Origin of the sequence: Wolbachia endosymbiont of Rhagoletis cerasi (genome assembly GCF_018454475.1) — a bacterium.
GTDB classification, from domain to species: Bacteria; Pseudomonadota; Alphaproteobacteria; order Rickettsiales; family Anaplasmataceae; genus Wolbachia; species Wolbachia pipientis.
In genome coordinates this window covers 48516-64759 of the sequence record NZ_JADCNC010000006.1, presented here as the reverse complement: position 1 = coordinate 64759, position 16244 = coordinate 48516, and the positions used below count along the sequence as shown (strand labels likewise).

The following is a 16244-nucleotide window of genomic DNA, read 5'->3' as shown; positions in this document are numbered from 1 at the left end:
AATGCCCATACTTCAAGCTGATAATGTAGAAAAAATTAAGTTTGATTCTAGTTTATGCAAAGAGCAAGAAAAACTTTTTTACTATAAATTTAATATAATTCCTTGGCAAAAATTAAATAATACTACTTTTTTTATGGTTGAAGACACAAGCCGAGATATCAACCGTTGGGTCGAAGCTCATTACGGTATTGACTATGTATTAATAAAAGTGGATAGCGAACAGATTTTAAATCTTCTTAACTCGCACTTTGGTATTTCAGAATTTGCAAGCAACTACTTATATTACAAGAATCCTAATTTTTCAGCCAAAAGCATTAAACTAAGCTCAATATTTTTTGCTTCTTTCTTTATTGTAACTTCAATTTTAACACTAACAGAGAAATATACATATTTTGCTTTGATGTTGATATTTATAATCGGATGTTCTAGCTATTTATTCAAGTTTATAGCTACAATTTTTAACTTATGTGAAACCTCCAACCAAAAAGTGGATTATAGTAAGCTGAGTGAAGAAGATTTTCCTATATATACTATTTTATTGCCTGCTTTTAAAGAAAGTGCAGTGATAGAGCAATTGGTTGAAAGCATTGAAAGTTTGGATTATCCAAAATCAAAATTAGATGTGAAGCTTCAGGTAGAAAGTGATGACCAAGAAACGCTAGCAGCTATAGAAAAGTACACTTTACCGCAGTATTTTGAAGTAATAAAAGTGCCTTATTCTTTGCCTAGAACAAAAGCCAAGTCATGCAATTATGCTATGAGCTTTGCTAGAGGAAAGTATGCAGTAATATATGATGCGGACGATAAACCAGACCCATTGCAGTTAAAAAAAGCACTGATTGAATTTAATAAGGGCGACGATAAGTTAGCCTGTGTACAGGCGAAATTAAATTACTATAATTGTGATTGTAATTTTCTCACAAAATCCTTTTCTCTGGAGTATATGAACTGGTTTCAATACTTATTGCCTGGATTCCAAAAAATGAACATGCCAATGCCTTTGGGTGGTAGCAGTAATCATTTTTCAGTAAAAATTCTAAGAAAAATGTTTTTCTGGGATGCTTATAGTGTTACCGAAGATGCTGACCTCGGTTTGAGACTTGCGCAAATGGGATATAAAACCAGGATGATTGACTCAGAAACATTGGAAGAGTCACCAATTGCTGTATTTGCTTGGATTAAGCAAAGAGCGCGCTGGATCAAAGGCTATATGCAAACTTATATTGTTCATTTAAAAAATATAAAGTCTCTTTATAAACACACTGGATTTAAGGGAATTTTGCTATTGAATCTTTTTGTTGGCTCTGCAGCTTTTATATTTTTTACTACTCCATTTTTACTGCTTTCATTGATATTAACTAAAGTTTTAAATGGATTATTTTTGTACTACTTTGTAGTGGTATACGTTACTAACCTGATTCTTTTGGTAATAGCTGTCAAACAGCAAAAGATGCCTTTTTATTTTTATATAGTATCGATATTTTTTCCGGTCTATAGTCTGCTACATAGTGTTGCAGCTTTTCTTGCCTTATGGGAATTTATTCTTTACCCTGAGCGATGGAACAAAACTCAGCATGGTTTATGGAAGCAAAACCTGTAGCTATTTGGCTTTTTCTCTGCTCGGTCATGGTAATTCTCATGGTAGGGATTGGTGGATTTACCAGACTTTCAAAAGCAGGATTGTCAATCACGGAGTGGAAACCAATTACTGGAACATTACCACCACTGAGTGAACAAGACTGGCTACAAGAAAAATTAAAATACGAAGCTACACCTGAATATAAAGCACTTAACTATGGTATTAGTATGGAGGAGTTTCGCGCTATATACTTAATAGAATATGTACACAGATTGGTTGCAAGACTAACAGGTTTAGTTTTTGTCCTGCCATTTATATATTTCATATTAAGAAGAAAAATATCTAAAAAGGTAGTAATAAAGCTATGTGTGGCATTATTATTTGGAGCTTTACAAGCTTTTGCTGGTTGGTATATGGTTAAAAGTGGTTTAGTAACTGAACCTCATGTTAGCCACTATAGGCTTGCACTTCACTTATTATTAGCATTAATTATCTTTGCATTATTGTCATATCAATTTTTTGATTACCAAATCAGGCCAAAGCAAACTAAACTTAAGATTAGTAGTGACACTATATACTATACAGGGATGATTTTGGCCCTAATTGTAATACAAATAATTTTCGGTGCGTTTGTTGCGGGATTAAATGCTGGTTTGATTTACAATACCTTTCCACTAATGGGCGGACAAATCGTTCCAGAAGATTTATTTTTCTTACAGCCTATATGGCTGAATATCTTTGAGAACAGAGCGACAGTGCAATTTATACATCGAGCACTGGCATTGCTAATACTAACTTTGGTAGTAATACTCACAGTAAAAAATGCTAGCATAAAACCGGTATATATTATGCTGCTCTCCGTCGTCATTCAGATCATTTTAGGTGTAATTACTCTATTATTGCACATACCGATAGCCATTGCCATAGCTCATCAAGTGTTTTCATTTATCTTGTTTGGGTCAAGTTTATACTTCTTGTGTTATTTAAGGAAGCAGACTACATCACCAATCTGCACATTTTTTCCTTCTTGAACGGGAATATTTTTTATCACCATTGCTGCTTCAGCACATATAATATTTTCCATTTTCATCGCTTCCACAACAAATAAAGGTTGTCCTATTTCTACCTGATCTCCTACATTTACGTGTAATTTAACTAATAAGCCAGATATTGGGGATTTTACAGCATCTACTGAAATCCCTTCTGTTTCATTATTTAGCATTAACTTACTTAATTCAGCTACATGAGGTTTTAATATACAACACTCAGCTTTCATACCTGCATGTCTTATGAAGTACTTGCTGCCTTGTCTTTCTATTTTAAGTGCTATATTGGTATCGTCATTAATTGTGATATATAGCAATCTATAACTTGATTTCCACTTGCCTATAACGGAGTATTTATTGTGATTATATACTGTTATTAATATATTATCTTGGTATTTTGCATTTACGGAGTACTCATTGTCATTTATATTCACTATGAATAAATCTCTTGCACGGTCACCTGCCATCCGAGTAGCTGATACTGGTGCCCCTTCTTTTTTACTAGATTCCAGTGTCACGCACTGGAATGACACCTGAGATATTTCATTCACTGCTTTATGATGGTACCTTTCTTCATTTTCCAAATGAACATATAACGCAGTGAAAATAAATATTTTAATATACTCCTCTGCAACAAAATCGCCGTGAAACCCACTAGGGTAATGATCTGGAATGAATCTCGTATGGAGCTTTGCTGCGATAAAATTTGGGTGATGGAAGATGGATTCTAGAAATTCTATATTATTTGTTACTCCTTCTATATAGCATTCAGACAATGCTTTTTGCATTCTGCTAATCGCTTCTACTCTATCTTTTCCATATGTTATAACTTTTGCAATCATTGAGTCATAGAACGTGCTAATTTCTGAACCTGCAGCAACTCCATCATCTATTCTTACATAATCATTTTCACCCGGTTTATCGTAATATTTTATTCTTCCGCTGGAAGGGAAAAATTTCTTCGATGGGTCTTCAGCGCAAATTCTACTTTCTATTGCAGAACCAGTAAGTTTAATATCATCCTGATTGAATCTCAATTTCTCTCCACAGGAAGTTCTAATCATTTCTTCTACTATGTCTATTCCAGTTATAAATTCTGTTACTGGATGCTCAACTTGCAATCTCGTATTTACCTCAAGAAAATAGAAGTTTTGGTCTTTATCTACAACAAACTCAACAGTGCCTGCTGAAAAATAGCCAACTTGCTTTGCCAGAGAAACACATTGAACATACATTTTTTGTCTTACTTCTTCACTAATGAATGGACTTGGCGTTTCTTCTATTATTTTCTGGTTATTCCTTTGTATCGAGCATTCTCTTTCTCCAAGACACACTATATTGCCATATTTATCTGCTATGATTTGTATTTCAATATGTCTTGGTAGTTCTATATATTTCTCTATAAAGATACTGCCATCCTTAAAACTTTTCTCTGCTTCATTTGTGGCTGATGTAAATGCTAGTTCAATTTCTTTTTTGGAGTTTACAATTCGCATTCCTTTGCCACCACCGCCTGATGCAGCTTTAAGCATAACGGGAAAACCGATCTCTTCAGCAACTTGAGCTGCATGGGCAGCATCGCTGATCTTACCCATATATCCTGGCACTACATTCACTCCAGCTTTTTTTGCCGCTTCTTTTGCTGTTATTTTGTTGGCTGTAACTTCTATTGTTTCTGCACTGGGACCTATGAAATCTATATTGTGTTTTTGCAAAGCACGTGGAAAATCTGGATTTTCTGCTAAAAAACCATAGCCAGGATGAACTGCCTCAGCACCTGTTTCAACTGCTACTTCACATATTTTTTCAATGTTTAAATAACTGAGGCAAGATGGCGAAGGGCCGATATATCTTGACTCATCTGCTTGTCTTACATGCACAGAATTTACATCTGCATCCGAGTATATGCACACACAAGATATACCCATCCTACGAGCAGTTCTGATAATCCTGCAGGCAATCTCTCCTCTGTTTGCTATTAAAATCTTACTGTACTTCTTTTCCGTCATCGTATTAGTATACTTTCTTAAGTTAAGAAAGTAAATTTCTATATCATTGCCTGCAAGTAATTTCTAGCTTCATGCTGCAGCTAAACCACCATTTAAAAGTTGCATAACATCAGGATCTGTCATTATAGTACTTTCATCATACAAGCCGTATATCCCGTTACATGCTTTAACTGACAGGTATGTGACTCCGCCAGAAGCTATTGCAACCATCGAGCTTAGTGCAAAAGATTGAGAAACTAAAAATAAAAAGTATAAAGACAAACATAAAGCAGCGATACATGCTATCGCTCCTATTATATATAAGCACAGGTGAAACTTCTGGTTACATATAAAGCTGTCTTTTATGCCTACGGTTTTCTTAATTTCTTTCTGTTGTGCAGCATCTAAGTAATAAAGAGGAGTTCTCTTTTTGTTATTAAAAGCATAGTCTTTACTGCAGAGTGCATCTTTAATATATTGTTTATTACATTTAAGTTCCTCTTTTAATCTGCTTACTTCTTTCCAATCTTCAGCTTCTTCTGCTTTTTTAATTTTGTTACCAGCTTCCGTCTTTAAGCAACCCACAATCTCTTGTACTGCAGGCAGCAAAATTCCACTTCTTGCTGCTTCATGAAATGGATTATTTCCGTATTCATTATGCGCAGTTACAGAAGCAATGTTCTTCTTGCAAATGTCTACAAATTTATCTTTGTTTTGTATTCTTGCAGCTAAATGCAGGAGATTATCTGCCTGTACTCTTTGTTTTGTTTTATCAAAAGGGCCGGTGTAACGCCAATTGATATTAGCTTCATTATCTGAAAGCAATTTTGCTATATCTACAAGTCCATCCATAACTCACCTCGCTATATTCAACCAATACTAAATTATACAACACAATTTATGAAAAATAAATAAAATTTTATCTCTCAGAATAAATAAATTCTAAATTGTTACAAACATAAATTTTAGCTATCATCATTTATATTACTGTAACGGACAAATATGCCAGGTATAGTCACGAGATTCGCTCCATCACCAACAGGATTTTTGCACATTGGAGGAGCTCGTACTGCTTTATTCAATTGGCTCTATGCAAAGCATCATGGTGGCAGGTTTTTGCTAAGAATTGAGGACACCGACAGAAAACGTTCAACACAAGAAGCAATTGATGCAATTATAGAAGGGCTAAGATGGCTCGGTGTGAGCTGTGATGGGGAAATAGTATATCAGTCAAAAAGAATAGAGCGGCATAAAGAAGTAGCAAACCTTTTAGTTGAGAAGGGTAGGGCGTATCACTGTTATTGCCCTGAGGATGAAGTTGCAGAAAAGAAAATAAAAGCAAGAGAAGAGGGCAAGATATACAAGCATAAATGTACTACAAAACCTCCTTCTTGTCATCCAAGTAGCCGACACTGGAAAAATATGTGGTCACGCGCTGGAATGACATCGGGTGTGAGGTCAGTTATCCGTTTCAAAGTGCCAGACTCACAAGAGATCGTCATTGATGACAAAATATACGGCCAAATCAAAGTAAATAGCGACCAGCTTGATGATATAGTGATCTTACGCTCTGATAACACTCCAACATATATTTTTGCCGTGGTAGTTGACGATCATGATGCTGGAATAACTGATATAATACGCGGTTCTGACCATCTCACTAATACCTTTAAACATCTGCTAATATACCAGGCTCTTGATTTTGACATTCCACGCTTTGCACATGTGCCGCTTATCCATGGGGAAGATGGGAATAAGCTATCCAAAAGGCATGGTGCCACAAGCGTTTGCGATTATGAAAAGATGGGAATATTGCCAAAAGCGATGCGTAATTACTTGCTGAGACTTGGCTGGAGTCACGGCAACGATGAGATTATTAGCGATGAGCAAGCAATAGAGTGGTTTAATTTAGAAAGTATTGGTCGTTCACCTGCACGGCTCGATTTCAAAAAGCTGGAGCATTTGAATAACCACTATATTAGTAATATGAGCAATGAAGATATTCTGGCTCTAATACTTGGAGAAAATACTCTAACTGACAAAAAAAAGAACTATTTATTACAGGGGCTAACGGAACTAAAAAAAAGAGCAAATTACCTGGCTGAACTGCTGGATTTAGCAAGGTTTTATATTCAAGATCCGCCACTTGATTTAAGTGAAGAAGCTCGTCAAATTGTCAAATCTAACCTCGATATAATCAAGTTACTTGCGTCATTTCTGTCAAAGATCGGTGATGAAAATTGGAATAAGGGTTTTTTATCTTCTCAGATCAAGGAATGTGCAAAATTGCACGATATGAAAATAAGCGATGTATACCACTCATTACGCGCCCCTATAACTGGAGTAATGGATGCACCTGGAATCATTGATATCATGGTGATTCTTGGTAAAGATGAGTGTATAAGAAGGTTACAAGCAATTTAAATGAAATAAGAAAATTTCTTGACAAGCTTTGCCAGCCCCTTTATCATGACAGTGAAGCTATTGTATTTGCTTTCGCCAATCTGCAGATTAAAAGGTAAGGATTACTTAATGTATCGGCGTCTTATGTTTAATTTTTTGCAGTATATAGATACTGTATGTCTTTACAAAACTTCATCTACATCTAGATTTTTATCTAAATAAGCTGAACGCGCTTATAAAGCGTTACAAGACATCAAAAAATGCCAATACTCGACAGAGATAGTAAAAGACTAGCTAACTCGGGGATTCTTTGTCTTTTTTTCTGCTTAGTAAATTTCTTAAACATTTGCAGCGTAGGTTAGTTGCAATTAAAAGCAGCTGAATTTCGCTTGTCAAGCGTTTAAAACATAAAAAACGCCAATATTTTAAAGCGGATAATAACCACGGGGCTTCTTTTGCCTTTTTTTTCGTTTGGTAAATTTCTTAATGTTTATAGCTAAAAGAGCCCAAGAGAGGTGTCATTCCAGTGCTTGACACTGGAATCCAGTTTTCCATATAATCTCATCGAAAACGTCGTATTTTAACATAAAACAGCTACTTTTATACTCACCAACTTAATAAAATTCCTGGATGCCAGTGTCAAGCACTGGCATGACACCCTACTAGTAGCACAATGTTCGTACAGCTGTACGTGTGACCAGAAAAAACATAGACCCCAAGTGTCAGCTACTTTCATGACACCCCGACAACCGTCATCCCGCTACTTGTTAGCGCCGCGGCGGCATGACGTCTTAACTATAGAAAACTTGTATAGATTTTTTCTACTTCTGTGATATCATAAGCCTGTAATGATAAAATAAGTAAATATGGATAAGTCAGCGTATGAGATCATAGAACATGAGTATGATGTGGTAGTAGTAGGTGCAGGTGGAGCAGGGCTCAGAGCAACGCTTGGGATGGCTGCAACTAATTTTTCAGTTGCCTGCATTTCTAAAATTTTCCCTACACGAAGTCATACAGTTGCAGCACAAGGCGGAATTAGTGCAGCTTTAGGTAATATCGGTGAAGACGATTGGCGCTGGCATGCATATGACACAATAAAAGGTTCAGACTGGCTTGGTGATCAAGATGCAATAGAATATATGTGTAAAAACGCTGCTAAAGCTGTTATTGAACTTGAAAATTTTGGCGTACCTTTTTCTCGTACAGAAGATGGCAAAATATACCAGCGTTCCTTTGGTGGAATGACAACTCACTTTGGTAAAGGAAAATCAGCGCAGCGCACTTGTGCGGCAGCAGATAAGACTGGGCACGCAATCCTTCACACTCTATATCAGCAGTGTCTTAAATTCAACGCTGAATTTTTTGTTGAATACTTTGTGATTGATTTAATTATGGATAGCGAAACCGGAGCATGCTGCGGAGTTCTTGCTTGGTCGCTATGCGACGGCACATTACATAGATTTCGTGCGCATAGAGTGGTGTTAGCAACAGGTGGATATGGACGTGTTTATTTCTCTGCAACAAGTGCGCATACCTGCACAGGTGATGGTAATGGCATGGTAGTAAGGGCTGGATTACCACTTGAAGATATGGAATTTGTACAATTTCATCCAACAGGAATATATGGCTCAGGGTGCTTGATGACAGAAGGATGCCGTGGTGAAGGGGGGTACCTCGTTAATTCTCAGGGCGAGAAGTTTATGGAACGTTACGCACCAAAAGCAAGAGATTTAGCTTCCCGTGATGTGGTAAGTCGCGCAATAACAATTGAAATTAGAGAGGGAAGGGGGGTTGGACCAAAAAAAGATCATATGTATTTAACTATAGCGCATCTTGATCCGGAAGTAATAAAACTCAGATTGCCGGGCATCAGCGAAACCGCAAGAACTTTTGCTGGAGTTGATGTCACTAAAGATCCAATACCGGTCATTCCGACTGTTCACTATAACATGGGTGGCATTCCAACCAATTATTATGGAGAAGTGATCACGCTGAAGCAAGGTAAGGAAGAAGTGGTAGATGGACTATTTGCAATTGGAGAAGCTGCATGTGTTTCTGTGCACGGTGCAAATCGACTTGGTTCTAACTCGCTTCTTGATCTTGTGGTTTTTGGTAGAGCTGCAGCGCTCAGAGCAAGAGAGAAACTAAAATCCGGTACACCACATAAAAAATTGCATTCAGACTGCACAGACTGGATAGTAGATAGATTTAATAAAATGCGATTTGCCTCCGGTGGGCTAAAAGTAGCAAAAATACGCAGCGAAATGCAGAACACTATGCAAAAGTACGCATCAGTGTTCCGTGTTGCTGAAGTTTTAGAAGAAGGCAAAAAAGCTATAAAAAAGGTAGCAAAAATGATGCCTGATATTTCACTTGAGGATCGCAGTATGATGTGGAATAGTGATTTAGTTGAAGCACTGGAGCTTGCTAACATGATCCCACAAGCGGTTATTACCATGGAATGCGCAGCTAATCGCGAGGAAAGCAGAGGTGCCCATGCTCGTGAAGACTTTCCTGAACGTGATGACAAAAACTGGATGAAGCACACTATAGCGTGGCTTGAAGAAAAGAAAGGGCAAATTAACGTAAAAATTGATTATAAAAAAGTGGCTGAAAAAACTCTGAGCGGTGAGATTGATTTCATAGCGCCAGAGAAGAGGGTTTATTAGTCAGCCCATCTAGCTTATTCATGAATTGACGTAGTATTGATACATCGCTCATTTTAGTAGCTGGGTTTTCTGTATGCTCTGGTTGATTTGGTGACTTTTGTACTGCTTGATTTTTAGTCTCATTTCTTAAATTCTGTTGATCATTATTAACAAGGTTCTTCGAAGCTTGATTCTGCTCTGTTGTTGAATTAGAGCGGTTTTTGTCGTTAAATGTGTCCTGTGCTTTGTTGGTTGATTTTTCAAAAGGTTTCTTAATACCACTAAATCCTAAAGTTAAAGTAAGGCATATAACTCCAGCAGTAGCTATGATAGGAATGGCTGCTCCAATTGCCATTTGACCCTGAAAGAAAGCAAATGTTACCATTGCAATAACAGTAATCGTTATCGTGATTGCTAACAGTTCGCGGGTCCTTTTTGCTGGATCTATGAATCCTGCTACAGCAGATACTCCTTTTCTTATACCAGAACCTGCTTCTTTAATGCCAGACTTGCATTTTTTCGAAGCAGTTCCACAGTGGTATTTTTCTTCAAGCTTCTCTTTTAGTTCTTTAGCTTTCTCCTGTGCTTTCTGTGGAGTCCCTGAATAATCTTTTAGATCTCGTAAAGTTAAATAGTACTTTTTAGTATGGAATTCTGGATCTTTTAACCACAAAGAACCAGAATCACCGTTTTGTAATAATGCTGCACAAAACTTTGTTGTATTATCATAATTAGTTGCTAAATCAAAAATTGTTTCTTGCGATAGGTATTCGATACTTCCTTTTTTTGCTTTTTTCTTTAATGCCAATTCTAGGGGTGTGCTCCCTTCTCCATTCTTAGCATTTATAGCTTCACCTAATTTATCTTTAGATATTGTTCCATTTTCCACTAAACCTAAAATCAATTCCAAACATGTAACTTTTTGTTCTCCTTTGAATGAAGCAATATAGTGCAGAGCATTTTTTCCATCTTTATCTTGCACAGTAATATCTGCACCATTTTGTAGAAATAACTCTAAGGTTTTATACCTGCCAGTATCCTTAAATTCTTTTTTTACTACATTTTTTACTACATTTTTTATTTTATTTTTCAATGAAGGCTCTTTACTCTTTTCTTGTATGCGCTGGAGTACCTGATGGAGCGGTGTTTGCCCTTCCTTGTTAGTAGTATTTACAGCATCATCTTTATTTGAAATCAACTCTAAACATGTAACTTTTTGTTCTCCTTTTAGTAAAGCAATATAGTGCAGAGCATTTTTTCCATCTTTATCTTGCACAGTAATATCTGCACCATTTTTTAGCAATAGTTCTAGGGTTTCATACCTTTTAGTTTTTTCAAAATTTTTACCTGTACATGATTGTTTCCCGCTCTTTTTTTCTATATACTGAAGTAATCGGTGAAGAGGTGTTTGCTGTTTGTTTCGAGTATTTACCAGTTCTTTGTTTTTTTCTAGTATAAGCTGAGTAAAGTTACACTTTGCTTCTTTCTTTAATGTCACAGCACAGTGTAAGACCGTATCACCATCTGCATTTTTAGTAGTAATATCATCACCTCTCTGTAGCAAATCATTAAATCTATCTATATTTTTATCTGAAACTGCTTTATGTAATGGGTAACCACCGTCGGTAATTTTCGCGATTTTAATTACTACCGAGTTTTCTGTCTTTTGGTCTAACTTAGACTTCTTTACTGACTCTGCTAATTTTTCTAAGAAATTACGATAGTATGTCTTTTGCTCTTCTTTTAAGTTTTGTAATTCTTCTGTAGATAATTCTAAATTATCAGAGCTGGCTCCATGCTCTAACAATTTTGTAAGAAACTTAAGTGTGTTATCGTTACTTCGAATTGTATTAGACTCATGTTTTTCTTTTGTTACCTTGTTAATTAGTGCTACCTGAAAAGGGGTCTGATTTTCACTATTAATGAGTTGTGCTAGATCTTCCTTGGTGACCGTTTTTATTAGGGTACCCAGAAACTTGCATTTCTGTTTCTTTTCCAACGACGCAATGAGGTGTAAAATATTTTTCCCTTCTTCAGCTTTTATGCTGCTAATATCCGTACAATCTTTTAGATATTTTCTAAATTTCCTGTTATTTCCATTTTTGATCGCTTTTAGTAGTAGAGCATTGTTATTTGTTATTTCGTTGCTTATTTCTACTTCATGATCATCTTCAACATCACTGCCGTAGCCACTCTCTGTTTCGCTGTCCCTACGGTTGTGGGTAAAACAATATCTACTATTATAAGTAATTTCTGAAATTGCTTGCTTTACTCGCTCTTTTGTTTCATTTGATATTTTTTTCGATCGTTCTATTGCTTTATCTAGCACTGGAAGGAAGCATTGGACATAATACCTATAATATTTTTCTTGTTCTCTAAGTGATTCTTCTAATTTAGTTAATACTTCAGGACTAGCATCTTTCTCAAATAACCTTTTACACTTCTTGAGGGTTCCATCTTGACCTCTTGGTTTTTCACGCTTGTGTTCTTCTTTTTTTACCTTTCTCTCTATAGTGCAGTGCAATTGCTCGTCTTTTCTATCCTGCTCTTGCTTTTTATTTTTATCTATGCATTCACCTAATTTATCTGCATTAGTAGTTAGTGCAGTTATATCTATACCCATACTAAAACCTCAATATTAAAAGCTATTTAAGTTGTCAGCACTAAACTAACAACCAAGAAGTTTGACTTTTAAATTGAGCTAAACGTTGTATATGTATAGGTGGAAAGGCAGAAAACTAGTTTCTATTAGAAAATCTGTTATCATAGTCAAATCCTCACTTGAACAGTTGCTACTATTTTAACCATTTAATCTTAAAAAATAATAAATATAGCTAAACTGCGAAACGTGCTACTGGCTAAAATAGGATAAGAAACTATAGCTGCAAATATCCAAATTGATGTTTTTATCAGTCTTCCAGGCTTGGTTTTTCTTCTGATTTTTTAAGTCTTTCTTTATTTAGTATGGAGCTTATCTCTTCTACACTTTTGTCAATATCATCATTGATTATTACATAATCATATTTATCACGTTTGCTTATCTCTTTTTGAGCTTCGGCTAATCTGCGCTCTATTTCGCTTGCATCATCACTATTACGCTTTTGCAAACGCAACCTAAGTTCTTTCATTGAAGGGGGAAGTATAAAAACACTCACAACTTTTTTTCTCATGAGCTTGAATAAGTGAAATGCTCCTTGCCAGTCTATGCTTAGTAAAACGCTTATTCCATTGCTTAAGTTTTGCTCTATAAAATTTCTTGGTATACCATAAAAATTCTCAAAAACTTTGGCGTATTCAAGCATTTGGCCAGCTTTGCATAACTCGTGAAATTTTTCTTCGGTAACGAAAAAATAGTCTTTTCCATTTATTTCGCCGGGGCGAGGCTTGCGTGTAGTCATAGAAACAGACCTAACTAAATTAGTTGATTGCTCAAGTAATTTTGCTGATATAGTAGTTTTTCCAGCTCCAGAAGGGGAGGATAGAACCAATAATACGCCCTCACTTTTTACGGTCATTTTTCTTTGCATTTTTTAACATGGTGCTTTTTGGATCAGAGTTTAAAAAGCTAGAACCTTCTAAATTAGAATTTGATAAGTTGGTGCCAATGAGAGAAGAGTTATCAAAGACAGTATAGCGCAAATCGGTCTTTTCAAAATTTGCCCTATTCAAATTAACGTTTACAAACTTTGCTCTACTCAATGTTGAATTAGAAAAATCGGCATTTTCTAAATTCATATCCTTAAATTCAAAGTAAGAATAATTTACATTAAATTTTTCACCCTGTGATATTTTCTCTTGCAAATCTTTAATCGAAGTTATAGCATTTTCTGAACCTGCAAGTTTTTTCTGTCCTTTATTGTCAATCAAAATTGAATTATCAAACTTGCAACCTGTTAAATGAGCATTAGCAACTGAACTTTTATATATGCTTGAAGAGAGAAAAGACATATCACTAATTGTTGAATTACTCAAATTGCTAAGAAAAAAACTAGTTTTCCTAAAGGCATTAGCGTGAAGCAAAGAAGATCTGAAATCGCTTTCAATAAAATTTGAATTAGTTACTTTTAAATTGGACCAACTCGAATTATCAGCTAATAAATTAAAGAATGTTGAATTTTCTATTTCACTGGAATCAATATTATGGCGAGAAAGCGTACTGTTATAAACTTGAGAGTCTTGGATTTTTATCTTATACATTGAAGTTGTAGAAAGGTCTGAATCTTCTATCTTTGCAGAGGTAAATAGTGAATGGTCAAAAAATGAGCCATTCATGTTAGAATTCGCAACTTTAGTATTATGAAACTTTCCGTGACGAATGTCAGCATTAGAGACATTAACTTGATGCAGTTCACTAAAACTAAAATCAATATTGGATAAATCAGCATCATGAAGATTTGCTTCAGAAACATATGCATGTTTTATCTTGGAACCATTTAGTATAGATTGAACAAAACTTGAATTATCGTCATTCACATAGGAAATTTGTGTGTTGCTTAAATTAGTTTCGTCGAAGTTACTGTCAATTATGATAGAAGAATTAAGGCAGGCATCGGAAAGATTGCTACCTGTAAAGTCTGATTCTTTTAACTCTGCACCATATATGTTAGCATTTTTTAATGAAGAAAATTGTATCTTTAATTTATATGCATCCACTCCAAAGAAACTTGCATTATCAAGGTTGTTTTTCTGCATAACGGTATCGTTTATTTCACTATCACTAAAATTTACGTAGCTAACATTCGAGTTTGATAAGCTAGAAAAACTCATTTTCACATTCGAGAAATTAGTATGCACACCAATTACATTGTGCATACTTACTTTTTTGAGATCGGAACTGATAAAATCAGCATAACTAACATTAGACTGGTCAAATACGATATCTGTTAAATTTGCAGAAACAAATTTTGTAAAACTCAAATTTGTACCTTTTATTTTAATGCCATGTAAATTAGCATTGGAGAAATTAGCACCACGTAAATCAACATCAATGAAAGACACATCTGATAAATCGGTGTTAGAAAAATCAGCACCAATTAGACTTACTCCATCAAAAACAGATTTATTGAGATATAATTGACTAAAATTAGCTCCATTTAAGTTAGAACCAAAACCTTTCTTAAAATCTTCTGGCACGCCCTCTTTGTGGCACTGCACCAAAAATTCAGCAAAGTCTTTTTTGCTGTAAGATACATATTTTACATCATGCAGAGCGTTTAAAAAATCACTAATCGGATTTTTTTCATCATTTATTTCGTTTCCATAACATAAATGACCAACTAAAATTAATATCAAAAATCTAATCATCTTGCTTATCGCACTGTATTTCTTTCGTTTTCACAGCCCAATCGTACATTGCTGAGCTTTCTTTATTGTCTATTTTTCTATCCTCCAAAAGGTGTGGCATCATTTCGGCAATCGCATTTATTATCTTGACCTGCTTTTTTTCGATTGCTATATCAATTGGGGATTGAAAATTATTATTAACTACTCTAAGATCAGCACCTTGTAATAAGAGAAAGCGCACTATGTCTACCTCACCTTGTTTAACTGAATAAATGAGAGGAGTATCACCCAATTTATTTCTAAATCTTAGTATCTCTTGAATTGTTAATCCAATTTTTTCTAGCTTACTTATTACTCCTCTTAAGCAAGTTAAGTTGTTCTTCTTAATGCAGTAAAAAAATTGTTTACTGTAATCGTCAATAAATATAGTTGTAGGAAGATGCTCATTAAGGCTATCATATTGTCGTTTATATATTGACTTGCTTTGTATGTCTTTATGACCCCATTCTTTTATTGGTTCTCTGTTTAGCTTTGTCCATTTTTGTAAACTTTTCTTTTCACTTTGCTCTTCTTCATCTTTTTTAGTTATAGGTTTTACTCTATTGCGGTCCTTGGAATTACTGTTTGTTTCTTTCACTTTTTTTTCTTCAGACTGATTCTCTACTTTTTCTTTTTTTCCCTCTAATAATTGACTCGCATCACTTTTTGAAAGTTCATTATCTTTTATATCGATCTTCTGATCAGCTTGTAGATTTTTTTGCGGGTTAGCTGTATTCTCATTTAAATCAGCACTTAAAGGCAAAGGCTCTGGTTTCAAATCTTTATTCACTTCTTTATTGGCCACATTTGGTAAATTTTGAGCAAATTTGTCTGTGCTTCCTTCTAGCTGGTCATTTGGCAAATCTTTATCAATCCTTTCACCTTCACTTATAGTTTTTTCAACCACGAAAGCTTTGTTCTCGTTGTGTTGCAGTTTCTCTTTATCGGTAGTGCCGTCTAATCTTTTGCTCTCAGCTTCTTGTGTTTGTTTAGCATCGACGTTGCTTTTCAACTCATCTTTTTGATTTGTGCTGCTCAGTAAATCTTGCTTTCTTGCACCTACATTTTCGTTTTTATGAACTGACCCAATTTTCTTTTCTTCAAGCTGCTCTACGGCAAACAGGATGGGTGATCCGAATACGACAGCTAATAATATAAAATATAAAATATTCTTCATAAATATCCCAAGCATAAGCTTAATTAAAATGATACTATAATCAAATGATTAATCTACAGTAAAAAATGCCTTAGGATT

At 35.2% G+C, this 16244-nt stretch carries 10 protein-coding genes; 4 read left to right on the top strand and 6 right to left on the bottom strand.

Annotated features, from left to right (window positions below; genetic code table 11):
• Window position 1 precedes the first annotated feature (1 nt).
• Window positions 2–1600 (top strand): glycosyltransferase family 2 protein, encoded by a 1599-nt coding sequence (locus INQ25_RS01830; protein ID WP_213862927.1) that lies wholly within the window; start codon window positions 2–4, stop codon window positions 1598–1600.
• Window positions 1582–2610 carry a COX15/CtaA family protein gene (locus tag INQ25_RS01825; protein ID WP_213862926.1) on the top strand — a complete coding sequence of 343 codons (1029 nt, stop codon included), beginning with the start codon at window positions 1582–1584 and terminating at the stop codon, window positions 2608–2610. The genes INQ25_RS01830 and INQ25_RS01825 overlap by 19 nt, the downstream gene beginning before the upstream one ends.
• Here INQ25_RS01825 and INQ25_RS01820 read toward each other — a convergent pair.
• Together INQ25_RS01820 and INQ25_RS01815 are read right to left on the bottom strand one after the other, a co-directional pair.
• Window positions 2559–4634, bottom strand: coding sequence for an acetyl-CoA carboxylase biotin carboxylase subunit (locus tag INQ25_RS01820; protein WP_213862925.1), 2076 nt, complete (start codon window positions 4632–4634; stop codon window positions 2559–2561). The two genes, INQ25_RS01825 and INQ25_RS01820, sit on opposite strands and share 52 nt — an antisense overlap.
• A gap of 69 nt (window positions 4635–4703) precedes the next feature.
• Window positions 4704–5465, bottom strand: coding sequence for an ankyrin repeat domain-containing protein (locus tag INQ25_RS01815; protein WP_213862924.1), 762 nt, complete (start codon window positions 5463–5465; stop codon window positions 4704–4706).
• A 150-nt stretch (window positions 5466–5615) separates the two neighbouring features.
• Between INQ25_RS01815 and gltX the strand changes: the two genes are divergently transcribed.
• Window positions 5616–7037 (top strand): glutamate--tRNA ligase, encoded by a 1422-nt coding sequence (gene gltX / locus INQ25_RS01810; RefSeq protein WP_213862923.1) that lies wholly within the window; start codon window positions 5616–5618, stop codon window positions 7035–7037.
• A gap of 845 nt (window positions 7038–7882) precedes the next feature.
• Complete coding sequence (gene sdhA, locus INQ25_RS01805; protein ID WP_213862922.1) at window positions 7883–9688, top strand: succinate dehydrogenase flavoprotein subunit; 1806 nt, start codon at window positions 7883–7885, stop codon at window positions 9686–9688.
• Here sdhA and INQ25_RS01800 read toward each other — a convergent pair.
• From INQ25_RS01800 to INQ25_RS01785, 4 genes are all read right to left on the bottom strand, one after another.
• Window positions 9660–12290 carry an ankyrin repeat domain-containing protein gene (locus INQ25_RS01800; RefSeq protein ID WP_213862921.1) on the bottom strand — a complete coding sequence of 877 codons (2631 nt, stop codon included), beginning with the start codon at window positions 12288–12290 and terminating at the stop codon, window positions 9660–9662. The two genes, sdhA and INQ25_RS01800, sit on opposite strands and share 29 nt — an antisense overlap.
• Window positions 12291–12576: 286 nt before the next feature.
• Entirely contained in the window at window positions 12577–13182 is a 606-nt protein-coding gene (gene gmk, locus INQ25_RS01795) for a guanylate kinase (protein ID WP_213862952.1), read from the bottom strand.
• Window positions 13166–14971 (bottom strand): pentapeptide repeat-containing protein, encoded by a 1806-nt coding sequence (locus INQ25_RS01790; protein ID WP_213862920.1) that lies wholly within the window; start codon window positions 14969–14971, stop codon window positions 13166–13168. Before INQ25_RS01790 ends, gmk begins: the two co-directional genes overlap by 17 nt.
• Complete coding sequence (locus INQ25_RS01785) at window positions 14964–16166, bottom strand: ankyrin repeat domain-containing protein (protein WP_213862919.1); 1203 nt, start codon at window positions 16164–16166, stop codon at window positions 14964–14966. The genes INQ25_RS01790 and INQ25_RS01785 overlap by 8 nt, the downstream gene beginning before the upstream one ends.
• Between the last annotated feature and the right edge of the window lie 78 nt (window positions 16167–16244).

Bases quoted from the DNA above. Each gene is read 5' to 3' on its own strand.
- INQ25_RS01830 (WP_213862927.1), top strand. From the start codon at position 2: ATGCCCATACTTCAAGCTGATAATGTAGAAAAAATTAAGTTTGATTCT.
- INQ25_RS01825 (WP_213862926.1), top strand. From the start codon at position 1,582: ATGGAAGCAAAACCTGTAGCTATTTGGCTTTTTCTCTGCTCGGTCATG.
- INQ25_RS01820 (WP_213862925.1), bottom strand. From the start codon at position 4,634: ATGACGGAAAAGAAGTACAGTAAGATTTTAATAGCAAACAGAGGAGAG.
- INQ25_RS01815 (WP_213862924.1), bottom strand. From the start codon at position 5,465: ATGGATGGACTTGTAGATATAGCAAAATTGCTTTCAGATAATGAAGCT.
- gltX (WP_213862923.1), top strand. From the start codon at position 5,616: ATGCCAGGTATAGTCACGAGATTCGCTCCATCACCAACAGGATTTTTG.
- sdhA (WP_213862922.1), top strand. From the start codon at position 7,883: ATGGATAAGTCAGCGTATGAGATCATAGAACATGAGTATGATGTGGTA.
- INQ25_RS01800 (WP_213862921.1), bottom strand. From the start codon at position 12,290: ATGGGTATAGATATAACTGCACTAACTACTAATGCAGATAAATTAGGT.
- gmk (WP_213862952.1), bottom strand. From the start codon at position 13,182: ATGACCGTAAAAAGTGAGGGCGTATTATTGGTTCTATCCTCCCCTTCT.
- INQ25_RS01790 (WP_213862920.1), bottom strand. From the start codon at position 14,971: ATGATTAGATTTTTGATATTAATTTTAGTTGGTCATTTATGTTATGGA.
- INQ25_RS01785 (WP_213862919.1), bottom strand. From the start codon at position 16,166: ATGAAGAATATTTTATATTTTATATTATTAGCTGTCGTATTCGGATCA.